The sequence below is a fragment of the Nostoc sp. NMS2 genome (assembly GCF_017115105.1).
Classification (GTDB): Bacteria; Cyanobacteriota; Cyanobacteriia; order Cyanobacteriales; family Nostocaceae; genus Nostoc.
This window is the reverse complement of record NZ_JABXKH010000041.1, coordinates 1-14,200: the sequence shown is the minus strand read 5'-3', so window position 1 is coordinate 14,200 and position 14,200 is coordinate 1. Positions and strand designations below refer to the sequence as shown.

The following is a 14,200-nucleotide window of genomic DNA, read 5'->3' as shown; positions in this document are numbered from 1 at the left end:
AATTGACTTTGGCAAAGAGTTTTAGCCTTAATTGAACTGTATTGAGTTTAATCCGTTCCTCGTTCAATTCGCTATGCAAATCCCGACATTGCTCCAAAAACTCTTGATACTCTTGGTCTATCTGCTGTTGAATAGTAACTGCCAGTCAGGTAAACAGGAAATATGCAACTACAAAACAAATTTTTCCAGACAATTCCCCGCACTGTCTGGGTGTTGGGATTTGTCAGTCTGCTGACAGATATTAGCTCTGAGATGATTCATTCTGTATTGCCCTTATTTTTGGTATCAGTTTTAGGGGCGAATGTGTTGACTGTGGGCATCATCGAAGGCATTGCAGAAGCAACAGCTTCAGTTTTAAAAATCTTTTCGGGAGCGTTGAGTGATTATCTGGGACATCGCAAGGGATTAGCGGTGTTTGGCTACGGCTTATCTACCTTTGTTAAACCACTATTTGCTGTAGCTACCAGTCCAACTGGGGTGTTAATAGCTCGATTTGGCGATCGCATTGGTAAAGGGATTCGGGTAGCACCTCGTGATGCCTTGGTTGCCGATTCCACTAATCCAGATGTACGCGGTGCAGCTTACGGATTGCGTCAATCTCTCGATACCATCGGAGCATTCTTGGGGCCTTTGGCAGCATTTGCCCTGATGACTGCTTCCAAAAACAACTTCCGCCTCGTTTTTTGGCTAGCACTCATCCCTGGTTTCTTGGCGGTGGCTTTATTAATAGCAGGAGTGCGAGAACCGAGAGCAAAGCAAACTCAAGTTAACCGAAGCAATCCTCTGCAATGGCAAGCTTTACGCAGTTTGGGTCAAAAATATTGGGTACTCGTAGCAGTGGCGCTACTATTCAATTTAGGAAACTCTAGCGATGCCTTTTTGTTGCTACGAGCCGGGCAAATAGGGATTTCTGCCTCACTCATCCCGTTGACATTAGTGGTGATGAACATTGCCTACTCATTCAGCGCCTACCCAATAGGAATACTTTCCGATCGCTTAGGTAGATTTGGACTATTGGTAGGTGGATTGCTCTTATACGCTTTAGTATATCTGGGCTTCGCCTTCGTACAAGCACCTTGGCAAGCCTGGGGATTGTTTGCCCTTTATGGACTACATCTGGGCATGAGTCAAGGATTGCTGTTAGCGCTAGTGGCAAATAGTATACCTGCAAATCTGCGCGGCACTGCTTTTGGATTCCTCAACTTAGCTGTGGGATTAGCACTTTTACCTGCGAGTTTGCTAGCTGGTGGGTTGTGGCAAACACTGGGAGCAGAGGCGACATTTATTGCTGGGAGCTTGTTTGCATTGGCATCTGTCTTGTTGTTAGTTTCTCAAAGAAACAAATATTAATTCCACTAAAAGCAAAAATGGTATCCTTAAATCAATGGCGATGGAGCTCGCCAAAACCGCCTTTTCAGTCCTCAAAATCATCACTGAAAGGCTGATGGCTCCTACTTTCTTCGCTGAATGCGGGAGAGTAGGGCTTGATTAAATGTATCACCTGACTCTCCTGTAGAAAGTGTAAGTCTACAAATCGCGCCTCAAGGAGTCATGGGATGTTCGCCAGTGTATTCATGAAAAAATTTCGTCAATTTGAACCGTTTATTGCATTACCACACCTAATTAGGTGGTTGCCTATTTCCATTGTGGTTGGCATTCTTGCTGGAACGGCTTCTGCGGCTCTTTTGGCATCATTAGAATGGGCAACAGATTGGCGAGAATCGCATCGCTGGATCATCGCCTTACTTCCCCTTGGTGGCTTCTTGAGTGGTTGGATTTATCATCAGTTTGGTCGGACTGTAGAAGGTGGAAATAACCTTTTACTTGAAGAAATCCATAACCCAAAAAGTGTTATTCCCTTTCGGATGGCTCCTCTTGTTTTGCTAGGAACAGACCTTACACATTTCTTTGGAGGTTCAGCCGGTCGTGAAGGTACAGCATTACAAATGGGTGCTTCTTTAGCAGACCAGTTAACTAAAATATTACATTTTAAAGGAGCCAATCGGCGAATATTATTAACGGCGGGTATCAGTGGAGGATTTGCTTCAGTTTTCGGTACTCCCTTAGCTGGAACCGTATTTGGACTAGAAGTTTTAGCTATTGGGAAGATTCACTATGATGCTCTTTTTCCTTCTTTGATTGCTGCGATCGTTGGGAATCAAGTAACCTTACTATTGGGTTTGTATCATACAGCATACCGACACGCCCCTTTTATACCGACGCTTACAATTTGGGGATTGATTTCTGCCATTATTGCAGGTGCAATCTTTGGAATTGTAGCAAGATTCTTTGCTAAAGTAACTCACCAAATTAGTCACTTCTTTAAAGCACAAATATCTTATCCTCCAATGCGTCCTTTTATAGGCGGTGCGATGATAGCAGTAATTGTTAGGTTAAGTGGAACAACCAAATACATTGGGCTTGGTATCCCTACTATCGTTGATTCTTTTTTCACTCAACTACCTCCTTGGGATTTTGTAGCAAAATTAGGTCTGACTGCTCTAACTTTAGGAGCAGGTTTTAAAGGAGGAGAAGTGACACCTTTGTTTTTTATCGGTGCAACTTTAGGTAATGCTTTGTCGTTGTTTTTAGCATTACCCATACCATTATTAGCAGGAATGGGATTTGTGGGTGTGTTTGCGGGTGCAGCAAATACACCTATAGCATCAACTTTAATGGGAATTGAATTATTTGGTCTGGAATCAGGAGTATTTATTGCTATTGGCTGTGTAGTTAGCTATTTATTTTCAGGTCATTCTGGAATTTACTCGGCACAGCGTATTGGGTTGAGTAAATACTCTGCTGTATATTTAGAAGAAGGAATGACTTTAGCTAATTATGGGCGAGAAAAAGTTGATTTACCTGATGATAGTAAAGAATGAGGAAGTAATTATCAGGAATAATTTATCGATGTAATTAATGGATAATTTGACAAATGAAGAATCATGGATTTGGCAAACTAGTTACCTTTCTAAATCAATTGGAACAAGAGAGAATTAGTTACACTTTAGCTCATCATCGAGATGAAACGATTATGGTGAATGTGGCAGTGGCTGGTGAACGATGGGAAGTGGAATTTTTTGAGGATGGCTCGGTTGAGGTAGAACGATTTGTTAGTAGTGGAGAGATTAATGGAGAAGAGGTTTTTAGTGAGTTATTTGCGATGTATTCAGAGCCAGAAACTAATTTTGCCAAACATACCCAAAACGCTAATTTGGCAAGCACAACGTAAAGCGATCGCACCTCCTACTACCTATTTTATTTACTAAATCATTGCTTCCAATTCTTCTAAAGCTTGAAAACTTCCTACTTGCCAACTACGTTCCACGGCGGCAGGGATAATCTGAGTAATAGCTATATCCTCAAAATTAGGACTGGTATTAGATTTTATGTATTTCCCCTCTTTCAGTAAATAAATAGAAAGGTTTCCACTGTCGTAAACCCATAATTCTGGGACTCCAATTGCTTCATAAGCATCGAGAGTCGTTCTTGATGTAACATCAGTCTCAATCGCTAAATCTGGCGGCGGATCATCAGGTTGTAAGCGACGATGACCAATCATTTGTTGATAATTCTGAATATAAAAGCAAGCATCAGGTTCAACTCCTGCTACTCCTTGCCGTTTAAAAGTAGTGGAACCAAAAGGTTGGTATCTGATATTTTTAGCCTTTAGCAATATTTTCACAATATCAGAAATTAAATCTTTAGGAATTTCATGTTCTGGTAAAGGAGCCATAAGTTCTAAACTACTGTGGCTGTAGGCAATTCGTGTAGTTCTTTTTTCTCCCAATTCTTGTAGAATAGATTCAAATTCTTCCCAGCTAACATCAGGAATAGTCACCGTGCTACCAGGTGCTAACTGCATCTGGCTAACAGGTTTGAAAATGGGGATGGCAGCAGTCATAACCAGAATATGAGTAATCTGAGTTGAAATAATTATCTATCAGGTTGCGGTGGATTATCCAGCCCACCGTAACCTTTAGATTAATAGAATGAGTTTAACAAAAGCGATCGCCTACACCTTAAACTTCTCGGTAATCCGCTTCATCGCTTCTTCGACATTCTCCCGGCTGTTAAAAGCCGAAATGCGGAAGTAACCTTCACCCGCAGCACCAAAGCCAGAACCAGGTGTCCCCACAACGTTGACAGTTTGCAGCAACTTATCAAAGAATTCCCAACTGGACAAACCATTAGGAGTTTTCACCCAAACGTAAGGTGCATTCACGCCTCCATAAACTGATAATCCGGCGGCTGTGAGTTTTTCACGGATAATTTTGGCGTTTTCTAGATAAAAACTAACCAATCCCTTGATTTGTGCCTGTCCTTCTTCAGAGTAAACCGCTTCGGCTCCCCGTTGGACGATGTAAGAAACGCCATTAAATTTGGTAGACTGGCGGCGATTCCAGAGTTTCCACAGTTCGACATCGGAACCATCGGCTGCTTTTCCTGTGAGTGTCTTCGGTACAACGGTTAAGGCGCAACGAGTTCCTGTGAAACCTGCATTCTTGGAAAAAGACCGAAATTCGATCGCAACTTCTCTTGCACCTTCAATTTCATAAATTGAGTGGGGAATCGATGGATCGGTAATATAAGCTTCGTAGGCTGCATCAAAGAAAATAATCGAGCCATTGGCTTTAGCATAGTCCACCCATGCTTTGAGATATTCCTTGGTTGCAGTTGCGCCAGTGGGATTATTGGGAAAGCAGAGATAAATTAAATCGACTTTCTTTGAGGGAATCTCTGCAATGAAGTTGTTATCAGCCGTAATTGGTAGATAAACTAAGCCTTCAAACTCACCTTTATCGTTCGCATCCCCCGTATTTCCCACCATAACGTTAGTGTCTACATACACGGGATAAACTGGGTCAGTAACGGCAATTATGTTGTCATGACCAAAGATTTCCAGAATATTGCCGGTGTCGCACTTGGAACCATCGGAGATAAAGATTTCGGAAGCATCTATATCGGCTCCCCGTGCTTGGAAATCGTGAGTAGCAATTTTATCTCGTAACCAAGCGTAGCCTTGCTCTGGCCCGTAGCCTTTGAAGGTATTGCGATCGCTCATCTCTTCTACAGCTTTTATCATAGCTGTGCGGCAAGCCTCCGGCAGAGGTTCTGTAACATCACCAATGCCCAGCCGGATGATTTTAGCATTACTGTTCGCTTCTGCAAAGGCATTCACCCGCCGAGCAATCTCTGGAAACAGATAACCCGCTTTCAGTTTCAGGTAGTTGTCGTTAATAGTTGCCATACTAAATTATAAAAAAACGCCCTCAAACAGCTTACTGCTTATTTATGAGGGCGGGGAGTGGGGAGATGGGGAGATGGGGGAGCAGGGGAGGCAGGGGAAGCAGGGGGAGAGAATAACTAATAACTAATGACAAATGACCAATGACTAATGACAAATGCCCAATTTAGACATTTACCGGCTGTTTATTATCGGTTGAATAACTGGTGCGATCGCTAATTCCGAACTGCGTGATTGATTCTTGACCTGTAATCAATCTTGCTCCGCGATTACGGGTAAAGTAATTCCATCCCCACTGAATTATGACTACTAATTTGTTGTTAAATTCAATTAAGAAGTAGATGTGAATCACCAGCCAAAACAGCCATGCAAAGAAACCTTTCAGCTTCATAAAGCCCAAGTCTACCACAGCAGAATTGTGCCCAATCATCGCTAAACTACCATGATCGGTATAAGCAAAGGGTGGCAAATTGTTACCTACAAGCCGCTTTTGGACTAGTTCTGCTACATATTCACCTTGCTGCTTCGCTACAGGTGCAACACCAGGTAGGGGTTTACCATTTTGATGAGAAAAATTTGCTAAGTCGCCAATTACAAAAATATTGGGATGTCCTTTAATACTCAAGTCAGGTTCAACGATAATTCGTCCAGCGCGATCGCATTCAGCATCTGTGCGTTCTGCTAGCACTTTTCCCATTGCCGAAGCTTTCACACCTGCTGCCCATAATACCGTTTTTGAGGCAATTTCTTTAACTTCTTCACCTTGTTTGAGGGTAACTACATTATTTTCAATATTCGTTACCAGTGTTTTTGTCTGGACAACCACCCCCAAGCGTGTCAGGGATGCTTCCGCTTCTTGTGATAACTCTGGTGCAAAGGGTGGCAGAATCCGATCCAACCCTTCTAATAGCAAAATCTTGGCTTCTGAGGTGTCGATGTTGCGGAAATCTTCTTTGAGGGTTTGATTTGCCAATTCTGCGATCGCGCCCGCCAATTCTACACCAGTTGGGCCACCACCAACAATTACAAAAGTTAACCAAGCCCGGCGTTTTTCTGGATCGGTTTCTTTTTCTGCGGCTTCAAATGCCGTAAAAATCCGGCTACGCATTTCTATGGCATCTTCTACTGTTTTCAAGCCTGGGGCAAATTCTTCCCAGTTATCTTTGCCAAAGTAGGAATGCTTCGCACCTGTGGCAACAATTAACGTGTCGTAGGCTATTGCTTCGTCGCCCACAGTTACTTGTTTGGCTTCTGGATCAATATTATTCACCTCTCCCAGCAGCACTTTTGTATTCTTGCTCTTGCTGAGGACAGAACGCAACGGTGAGGAAATATCAGCAGGAGATAAAGCACCGGTGGCGACTTGATATAAAAGGGGTTGAAATAGATGAAAGTTACGTTTATCAATCAGAGTAACGTTTACTGCCGCTTTGGCAAGTGTTTTTGCTGCATAAAGTCCACCAAAGCCACCGCCAACAATAACTACTTGATGGGGTGGATTATTGTCAAGTGAATTTACCATAAGAAATGTTATCGTGTATGCCGACTATTGTAACTATTCTTAACAGATTTGTATCAAAATTGTCATCATATATTTTGTATTGCTCTTTACATTTGAAAAAGTATTAAAGTAATCGAAACTACAGGATAAACAAAATTTTTTAAGAGAAAGGTACAGACAATAAGAGTTTGGAATATTTCAATCCCTCTTTATCTGTGTAGATTTATCAAAGGTAGATGTAGAATTTATGCAAGTGTTAGTCAGAACGAGTTGATTCTGGTGTTTGTGTCAAACGTGGTGAATGATTTCGTCGCCAACGGTTAAAGCCGTAGATAAGAGCAGCAAAAATTAACAAATAGGGGCTGTAAACAATTAACCAAATACCCAGCTTGAGTAAGCCAACAGAAAATGCACTCAAAGAGTGGGTAGAATTGTTCCAAGTTTCCTGAACTTGCAAACCAAAGGCAGGTTGTGGACTGGTGGTAGAAACTGCTGCTTCTAGGTTCAGCGTAATTGTGGAATATGCAACTTGATTTTTGAGGTTTTTCAGTTGGGCATCAATTTGTTCTATGGTTTGTCTGACATTACTTAATTCTTGGGCAACACTAAGCACATCTCTAACAGAACCAGCCCGATCCATAATTTTTTGCAAATTGGCTTCAGTCTTTTGTAAATTGGTTAATCTGGCTTGGAAATCCACCAGGCGATCGCCCACATCTTCGGCAGTGATATTACGACTATTAACAGTGCCTAATTTAGCTATTTCTTCTAACGTAGGTTCTAGCCGATTCTCTGGTATCCGCAATTGGATTGTTGCTGTGTAACGCGGGTTGTCGTTTTTGGGTTGTTGTTGTTTCAACCCGATTAAATCCCCTTGCTGTTGATTGATAATTTGTGAAACAGCATCAATAGTCTTATCTACAGAGTTGACAGTCAAAGAGATTGCTGCCTTTTTGATGAGTTGGGGACGAGAACGGGCTATTGGTGCAGCTTCCACCTTTTGGGAAAGACTGCTTTCACGAGCAGGTGCAGATGCTGGATTTGCCGCACTATCAGCTGCCATTGGAGGTAACTGCTTATTTGCTAACTGATGGGAAGAGGCGCAACTGGTGAAAATCAACCCTCCTAATAACGTACTCGCAAATAAAACAGATGTGCGCGGCAATTTAGCTGAAGCGTACATAATCTACCCCTAGATGGATGAAGTTAACCCCAGTATTACTGAAGTAAAACTAAAAGCCTGTATTGTTGCGATTTATGTAACAGGCATAAAGTTTTGTCCAAAATCCAATTATTCTTCAATTGATGCTTTTTGCTGAGAGAAACTTGCTAACTCAGATGCTAAAGTCTCTTCTAATACATCTATAATTGCGTGCGGATCAGTAGGGGACTTCATCATTTCAGCCTCCGGGTCAGAGCGATTTTTGACACTAGGAATATCCTGGCGTAATTCCTCAAGCAAAGCGATGAGTTTAGCGATTTTTTGCTCAGAGAGCAGGTTGAGTTGAAGACTAAGCTGCGCCCGTTGCTCTGCTAACTTTTCTTGTCGCTCTTGTTTAATCAATACCCCTGTTGTCACCAACAATGAACCCGTAGTCAGTGAAAATTGTAACCAAGAAAATGGAAGAGGATCAAATCTTGGTATGCCCAAACGTCGTGGTAAGACATTGGGTGTTATCCACAGAATAATCCCAAGCAGGATGCTATACAGGAATGCAGGACGACCAAAAAAAGCAGTTACCGTTTCTACAACTCGCTGGTGTTGTGGTACGTCTTTTTCGGAACGTCTGTGCAATGCGATGATAGTCTCGATATTTTTACTAATAGATTCTGGTAATGGGGCAGTGGGCAGAATGTTTTGACGACGTGTTTCGCACGATCCTTGCGGTGAATCTTTTGGATTTGGTTTATCTTGGGAGAGCATTGGTAGTCTGACTTGATGAATGATTACTTCAATTTACTAACTCCATTTAAACGTGAAACTTCTGATTCTAGGTTTTATAAGGCTTTGAGCAATATTGTGAGAAATCCGGTTAACAGTTCATATGTGGGTACTCAATTTGAGGTACAATCGTAAGCCTGCCAATTAATGACCATGCTTGCTGACAGGAGATGCTTCTATGGCCCGGATGTATTATGACGAAGATGCCAATTTAGACCTTTTGGCTGGAAAAACTATTGCTATCATCGGCTATGGTTCTCAAGGTCATGCCCACGCTCTCAATCTCAAAGATAGTGGTTTGAATGTGATTGTCGGGCTATATCCGGGTAGTAAGTCAGTAGCAAAAGCTGAAGCTGCTGGGTTAACTGTGAAAAATGTTGCAGATGCAGCCAATGCTGCTGACTTTATCATGATTTTGTTACCTGATGAAGTCCAAAAAACGATTTACAAAAACGAGATTGAACCCAATTTAGAAGAAGGGAATGTGTTAGCTTTTGCCCACGGGTTCAATATTCACTTTGGGCAAGTTGTACCACCGGCTAACGTAGATGTGGTAATGGTAGCACCCAAAGGGCCGGGGCATTTGGTACGGCGGACTTATGAAGGTGGTGAAGGTGTACCAGCGCTGTTTGCAGTTTATCAAGATGCCAGTGGTCAGGCACGCGATCGCGCCATGTCTTATGCTAAAGGTATCGGTGGTACTCGCGCTGGTGTTCTCGAAACCACTTTCCGTGAAGAAACCGAAACAGATTTATTTGGCGAACAAGCGGTATTGTGCGGTGGTTTGAGTGCTTTAATCAAAGCCGGATTTGAAACTTTGGTAGAAGCTGGTTATCAACCAGAATTGGCTTATTTTGAATGTCTGCATGAAGTCAAGCTGATCGTTGACTTGGTTGTAGAAGGCGGTTTAGCCAAAATGCGCGACAGCATTTCTAACACTGCTGAATATGGCGATTATACTCGTGGGCCGAGGATTGTTACCGAACAAACCAAAGCTGAAATGCAGAAGATTCTCAGCGAAATTCAATCTGGACAATTTGCGCGGGAATTCGTTCTAGAAAACCAAGCTGGTAAACCAGGATTTACCGCCTTGCGTCGCAAAGAAGCTGAACACAAAATTGAGGCAGTCGGCAAAGATTTACGCGCTATGTTTAGCTGGTTGAAAAAAGCTTAAGCCAAACAAGGATCTGAATGTATAGACGTTGCAATGCAACGTCTATACAATGATTTTGAAATTACGCAAAATTATTTTTCATGCCCCTATAGATGTTAGGGACTGACAAAAAATAAATTATCCATCTTGTGGGGTGGGCATCCTGCCCGCCCTGAATATGGGACGGGCAGGATGCCCATTCCACAAGAAAATTTGGGATGTTTTTTTATTTGTCAGTCCCTTATTTACAATGCATAGATAGATGCATTAAGTAAGTGGGCAGAAATAAACCAAATTATGTTACGAAACATAAACAGGCTTAAAGTCCTTACTAATGACCAATGACAGCCCTTGCCAGTTAGCTTTAATTGCGCCAACTTACTTACCAAACATTATTTGCTTTGGGTTTTGAGATAATCTGCAATATATTCTCCATAAGTATCGCGCAACATCTGTTCGCGGAATTTGAATCCTAATGTTTTCCCTCGACAGGATAGAGATTTGCACAAGCACCGGGAGACAGCAATTGATTCATATTCAGTGGTTTCGTAGTCCCAGGTAATCTCCTTACCTGCTTCGATATCGCCCAAAGCAACGAAGTCATATCCCCCAAACTGATTGTTCCTTACACCAGTATTTGGATCGCAAGAATGGTTAATTACGATAGCAGGCTCATCTAGGTTGACATACAAATTAAAATCCATTTGAAAGGAATAAATTGTTCGTTGGGGAACTTCTTCAATTGGGATACCCACTACGACGGTTTCCCCTTGGGCAAATTTTTTCGTAGCAAATACTCCTCTTCCTTTTGTTGTTTCCTGAATCGTCACATGAAAATTGAGCTTTACAGCTGAAATCGACTCTATTGTATTCATAGATAAAGACCCACTATGTTTAAATTTCTTGCGGTTTCCAAGTTTCAAACTTGGCTTAGTTAGATTTCACTTTCGAGGTAAAAGCCCGTTAACCGCTCTGTACCTCAACTTTTGCTTCCGGCTCAATCTTTTGAGGGCTTTGACTTAGAAGCAGAGCAACTAAGACAAGAATCGCGCCAATTAGACCGCGTATTCCCAGATGCTCTCCAAGTAGCCAAAACGAGAAAATTGTGGCGAACAATGGCTCAAGTGTATAAAGTAAAGCTGTTTCTTCAGCTGAAACCCATTGCTGTGCTAATGTTTGAAGCCAGATGACAGCAGCCGTCGCCAACAACCCTAAGTAGACAATCACTCCCCAGTGCTGGTGGATTACCTCAAATTGGTTCAGAATTTGTGTATTATTCCAGAGCAGACCTAGCACCGCAATGAACAAAAGTTGAACACTGGTAAGCGTTAAGGTGGGGTGACGAGATGCAACTCGGTCTAGGAAAATTATGTAGCCTGCATAGACAAAAGCATCAACGAACATTAACAGATCGCCAATTCCTAGTTCTCCCCCTTCCCAAAACATCACGCCAATACCAATCACAGCTACTCCAGCAGCTAGGAAAGTTCTCAACGGTACGCGCTGACCACTCAGCCATGCTAGTAGCGGGACGATGAGTGCGTTCAAACTACCAATGAATGCAGCCCGGTTTGCTGGTATAGTCTTAAGTGCAATTGTTTCTATAGCTAAGAAAAAGAAAAGGAAAAGCCCTAGTACTGTACCATCACGAAGTAAAAGTGCGTTAATATTACGTAAATTTACAGTAAAAACCGCTGCTGCTATGACAAAACGTGTAGCAATCAATGCACTTGGTGGAAGGCTACTAACGATGTCTTTAGTCAATGGAAAAGTTGTAGCGCTAATTACATTAACAAGGATAAGCAGCATTATTCCTTTGAAACGCAAGGTATTGTCAATTTGCATCAAACTAATTGCTTGAATAATGTTTCTTTACATCCATAGAGAATGCGATCGCGTAGAGAATGTTGGTTTTCTTGCATCCAGTCAGCGCCTTCTGAATTTGGGATTTTTAGTTAGGGAAGTTATACTAATCTGATTTTGGTAATTTCATGTCTTTTTCCACATTGCAATTAAAAGGTAAAAGAAATTCGCATTAATCCAATCCAAATTGTATCATTCGCTGCGTTATGTTTAAAATTTGTAATCACTAAAAATCTTCTAGTCAGAAAAATTCTGTCAGTAAGTAGATAGGGATAAAATAATTACAAATGTTAGTAGAGTGAAAATTTTTGCGATCGCCTCCGGTGGGCGCTTCGTGCGATCGCTCTGTAATGGATACCTTTGCAACATAGGGCCTCTCGTACCCTGCGGTAAGCCGCTACGCATCGTCTATGTATGCAATTATTTTGACCATCACTTCCATTCCTCTTACCTAAAATAAGAGAGGCTTCGAGGCTTACTCCCCAACTCTAGCAGGAAAGGGGCTGTTCTTGTTAGGTCTGTATTCCATACAATTGAGAAATATTTATAATCTTGTGAAATCAAAAAAGAAATAATCTATACTTGCCAAAAGACCTTGATTTCATAACTACTTACTACAAGGATACAGCTATGAAAAATTTTTTTAATTTCTGTTTCGAGGTTGAATTTTATCTAAAAATTGCTATTACTTGCACCATTGTTCAGCAAATATTTTATTGGCTATTGCACAATATAGAACTCAACTTTATAACTCAGGTACTGTTGTACTGGCTTGTTGGTTCTGTTTCATTTTATAGCATTGGTCTTTTCATCGAAAAGGTAATTAAAAACAATGATAATTTGAGAGATAAACTAACTGCCAGAGTTAAAAAAGTCAAAAAACAACCATTTCCTTCCTTTACTGCCAAAGGCATCATTACTGGGGAAATCAAAAGTTTCATAGCAGCTTTAATTATCCTCTACCTAGCACCAGAGGTAAATAGAGGAAATAGTTTGCTCTCAAACCTTGGATGGTTTTTGATGAGAATAATTGTTGCTGATTTCTGTTTTTACATTTCCCATTCGCTACTTCACAGAAAATTTTTACAGAAAATACATTTAAAACATCATGAGTTTGCCGACTCATCAAGTTTTGTTGCTGGACATAAGAGTTTGACTGAATATATTATTGTTACTATTACAGACCTGTTGCCTATCTTTATATTTGGGTATGATATCACCCAACTATGTGCTTGGACTATTATAGGTAATGCTTACAACCTAGAAGGTCATAGTTCTTTATCAATATTTTTTGTTCCATCAGATTTTCACGATCTTCACCACAGTTGTTTCAAGAGAAACTATGGGATTCAAGGATTTTGGGACAGATTATTCAACACACTAAATCCTCCTACAAAGAAGCCAGGAATTATGTTCCCTATAGCTTCTTTGGAGCATATTGTCATGAAGTCGTCTAGTACTTTAGATTGATAAGTTTAAATTAATTCTATGTCAAAAATTACCACCCCATTGTTCCTGCACTACCTTTAAATGGCCCGACAATATCAGAGGTAATCCATCCTCCGTAAAAATCACCAGGTTGAGACATAACTAGCTCATCATTTACATAGCAAGCATCCATTAAACTAGGGTAAAAAGCATAGTATTCTTGAATCGTTACAAAATCAGATGTGGGGTCAAAATATCGCCAAGCAGCGTTATTTATATACTTATCACCGATGCTTATATCATAATATTGACACTTGCCTTTCCATTCGCACCAAGTTTTTTTAGGTGTTTCTATCAGATATTCTAGTTTAATATCTTCTGAAGGAATGTAATAAGAAGGAGGATGGCTAGTTTCTATGACTCTTTTAGCTTTACTTGTTTCTGCTAAAACAATATTATTAACAATTATCCGAATTAATTTGTTGCTATCTTCTAAACGAGCCGGACGCGGATAATCCCAAACTGACTCTTGACCGGGTTGTGGGGGAATAGGATTTGGTCTCATGGATAATAATTTCCTGTTTTTACGTTGCCATTAAAATACAAAGGTAGTTCGCATTAATCTAATTCCATTCTAGGGGAATTTTTCGCACTATTTCTCCTAGATTTTAGGCTAGTAATAGTTTGCTGTCTCAGAGGTTGTTTGAAAAGTGGTTGGCTGTATCTTTGCACTTATTGATCCCCCCTAGCCCCCTTAAAAAGGGGGGAAACCGAATCAAAGTCCCCCTTTTTAAGGGGGATTTAGGGGGATCTAAAACATTTTGCTACCGAGAAGAGGACTTTTCAAATATCCTCTCAGCGAAAGATTGAGCCTGGGCATTTACAAGTTTTACGGTGGGTTAAAATCCCCATAAAACTTAATTAAGTTAGCGTAGCGGGGCGTAGCCCATTACAAATTACGTAAAGCCTGCGGCGTAGCTTCGCTTAACGCGGAGCGTGCGGGAGGCTCTATTACGAATTACGAATTACGAATTACGAATTACGAATTACGAATTACGAATTACG

General features: G+C 41.2%; 13 protein-coding genes and 1 riboswitch. Of the genes, 5 read left to right on the top strand and 8 right to left on the bottom strand.

Annotation, left to right across the window (positions count from 1 at the left end; all coding sequences use genetic code 11):
* Window positions 1-162 precede the first annotated feature (162 nt).
* The 3 genes from HWQ36_RS05325 to HWQ36_RS05315 all read left to right on the top strand — a co-directional run bounded on the left by HWQ36_RS05325 (window position 163) and on the right by HWQ36_RS05315 (window position 3,232).
* Window positions 163-1,350, top strand: coding sequence for an MFS transporter (locus HWQ36_RS05325; protein ID WP_292698841.1), 1,188 nt, complete (start codon window positions 163-165; stop codon window positions 1,348-1,350).
* 27 nt (window positions 1,351-1,377) lie between these two features.
* Window positions 1,378-1,461, top strand: a riboswitch (Fluoride riboswitch).
* Between the two features lie 113 nt (window positions 1,462-1,574).
* Window positions 1,575-2,882: a voltage-gated chloride channel family protein gene (locus tag HWQ36_RS05320; RefSeq protein ID WP_292698839.1), complete on the top strand. Its 1,308-nt coding sequence runs from the start codon at window positions 1,575-1,577 to the stop codon at window positions 2,880-2,882.
* Window positions 2,883-2,935: 53 nt separating this feature from the next.
* Window positions 2,936-3,232 (top strand): hypothetical protein, encoded by a 297-nt coding sequence (locus HWQ36_RS05315; protein WP_292698837.1) that lies wholly within the window; start codon window positions 2,936-2,938, stop codon window positions 3,230-3,232.
* A 33-nt stretch (window positions 3,233-3,265) separates the two neighbouring features.
* Here the strand turns inward: HWQ36_RS05315 and HWQ36_RS05310 are convergent, their stop codons facing one another.
* The 5 genes from HWQ36_RS05310 to HWQ36_RS05290 form a co-directional block, all read right to left on the bottom strand.
* Entirely contained in the window at window positions 3,266-3,904 is a 639-nt protein-coding gene (locus tag HWQ36_RS05310; protein WP_292698835.1) for a Uma2 family endonuclease, read from the bottom strand.
* Between the two features lie 111 nt (window positions 3,905-4,015).
* Window positions 4,016-5,251: an LL-diaminopimelate aminotransferase gene (locus HWQ36_RS05305; RefSeq protein WP_292698833.1), complete on the bottom strand. Its 1,236-nt coding sequence runs from the start codon at window positions 5,249-5,251 to the stop codon at window positions 4,016-4,018.
* Between the two features lie 163 nt (window positions 5,252-5,414).
* Window positions 5,415-6,770, bottom strand: coding sequence for an NAD(P)/FAD-dependent oxidoreductase (locus HWQ36_RS05300; RefSeq protein WP_292698831.1), 1,356 nt, complete (start codon window positions 6,768-6,770; stop codon window positions 5,415-5,417).
* A 235-nt stretch (window positions 6,771-7,005) separates the two neighbouring features.
* Window positions 7,006-7,932, bottom strand: a complete 927-nt coding sequence (locus tag HWQ36_RS05295; RefSeq protein ID WP_292698829.1) for a DUF4349 domain-containing protein — start codon at window positions 7,930-7,932, stop codon at window positions 7,006-7,008.
* 108 nt (window positions 7,933-8,040) lie between these two features.
* The gene (locus tag HWQ36_RS05290) at window positions 8,041-8,673 is read right to left on the bottom strand and encodes a DUF1003 domain-containing protein (RefSeq protein WP_292698827.1); all 633 of its coding nucleotides are present in this window, start codon (window positions 8,671-8,673) and stop codon (window positions 8,041-8,043) included.
* 196 nt (window positions 8,674-8,869) lie between these two features.
* On the opposite strand from HWQ36_RS05290, the gene ilvC reads away from it, so the two are divergent.
* Window positions 8,870-9,865 (top strand): ketol-acid reductoisomerase, encoded by a 996-nt coding sequence (gene ilvC, locus HWQ36_RS05285; RefSeq protein WP_292698825.1) that lies wholly within the window; start codon window positions 8,870-8,872, stop codon window positions 9,863-9,865.
* A gap of 371 nt (window positions 9,866-10,236) precedes the next feature.
* Here ilvC and HWQ36_RS05280 read toward each other — a convergent pair whose 3' ends face one another.
* A complete protein-coding gene (locus HWQ36_RS05280) occupies window positions 10,237-10,719 on the bottom strand; it encodes an SET domain-containing methyltransferase (protein ID WP_292698823.1) in 483 nt (160 codons plus the stop codon).
* Window positions 10,720-10,807: 88 nt separating this feature from the next.
* Window positions 10,808-11,689 carry a DMT family transporter gene (locus HWQ36_RS05275; RefSeq protein WP_292698821.1) on the bottom strand — a complete coding sequence of 294 codons (882 nt, stop codon included), beginning with the start codon at window positions 11,687-11,689 and terminating at the stop codon, window positions 10,808-10,810.
* A 648-nt stretch (window positions 11,690-12,337) separates the two neighbouring features.
* Between HWQ36_RS05275 and HWQ36_RS05270 the strand changes: the two genes are divergently transcribed.
* The gene (locus HWQ36_RS05270; RefSeq protein WP_292698819.1) at window positions 12,338-13,177 is read left to right on the top strand and encodes a sterol desaturase family protein; all 840 of its coding nucleotides are present in this window, start codon (window positions 12,338-12,340) and stop codon (window positions 13,175-13,177) included.
* A gap of 28 nt (window positions 13,178-13,205) precedes the next feature.
* Here the strand turns inward: HWQ36_RS05270 and HWQ36_RS05265 are convergent, their stop codons facing one another.
* Window positions 13,206-13,700, bottom strand: coding sequence for a DUF427 domain-containing protein (locus HWQ36_RS05265; protein WP_292698817.1), 495 nt, complete (start codon window positions 13,698-13,700; stop codon window positions 13,206-13,208).
* Between the last annotated feature and the right edge of the window lie 500 nt (window positions 13,701-14,200).

Excerpts from the sequence above, each read along its gene's own strand:
- HWQ36_RS05290 (WP_292698827.1), bottom strand. The coding sequence starts at position 8,673 with ATGCTCTCCCAAGATAAACCAAATCCAAAAGATTCACCGCAAGGATCG.
- HWQ36_RS05265 (WP_292698817.1), bottom strand. The coding sequence starts at position 13,700 with ATGAGACCAAATCCTATTCCCCCACAACCCGGTCAAGAGTCAGTTTGG.
- HWQ36_RS05310 (WP_292698835.1), bottom strand. The coding sequence starts at position 3,904 with ATGACTGCTGCCATCCCCATTTTCAAACCTGTTAGCCAGATGCAGTTA.
- HWQ36_RS05305 (WP_292698833.1), bottom strand. The coding sequence starts at position 5,251 with ATGGCAACTATTAACGACAACTACCTGAAACTGAAAGCGGGTTATCTG.
- ilvC (WP_292698825.1), top strand. The coding sequence starts at position 8,870 with ATGGCCCGGATGTATTATGACGAAGATGCCAATTTAGACCTTTTGGCT.
- HWQ36_RS05315 (WP_292698837.1), top strand. The coding sequence starts at position 2,936 with ATGAAGAATCATGGATTTGGCAAACTAGTTACCTTTCTAAATCAATTG.
- HWQ36_RS05300 (WP_292698831.1), bottom strand. The coding sequence starts at position 6,770 with ATGGTAAATTCACTTGACAATAATCCACCCCATCAAGTAGTTATTGTT.
- HWQ36_RS05275 (WP_292698821.1), bottom strand. The coding sequence starts at position 11,689 with ATGCAAATTGACAATACCTTGCGTTTCAAAGGAATAATGCTGCTTATC.
- HWQ36_RS05320 (WP_292698839.1), top strand. The coding sequence starts at position 1,575 with ATGAAAAAATTTCGTCAATTTGAACCGTTTATTGCATTACCACACCTA.
- HWQ36_RS05295 (WP_292698829.1), bottom strand. The coding sequence starts at position 7,932 with ATGTACGCTTCAGCTAAATTGCCGCGCACATCTGTTTTATTTGCGAGT.
- HWQ36_RS05325 (WP_292698841.1), top strand. The coding sequence starts at position 163 with ATGCAACTACAAAACAAATTTTTCCAGACAATTCCCCGCACTGTCTGG.
- HWQ36_RS05270 (WP_292698819.1), top strand. The coding sequence starts at position 12,338 with ATGAAAAATTTTTTTAATTTCTGTTTCGAGGTTGAATTTTATCTAAAA.
- HWQ36_RS05280 (WP_292698823.1), bottom strand. The coding sequence starts at position 10,719 with ATGAATACAATAGAGTCGATTTCAGCTGTAAAGCTCAATTTTCATGTG.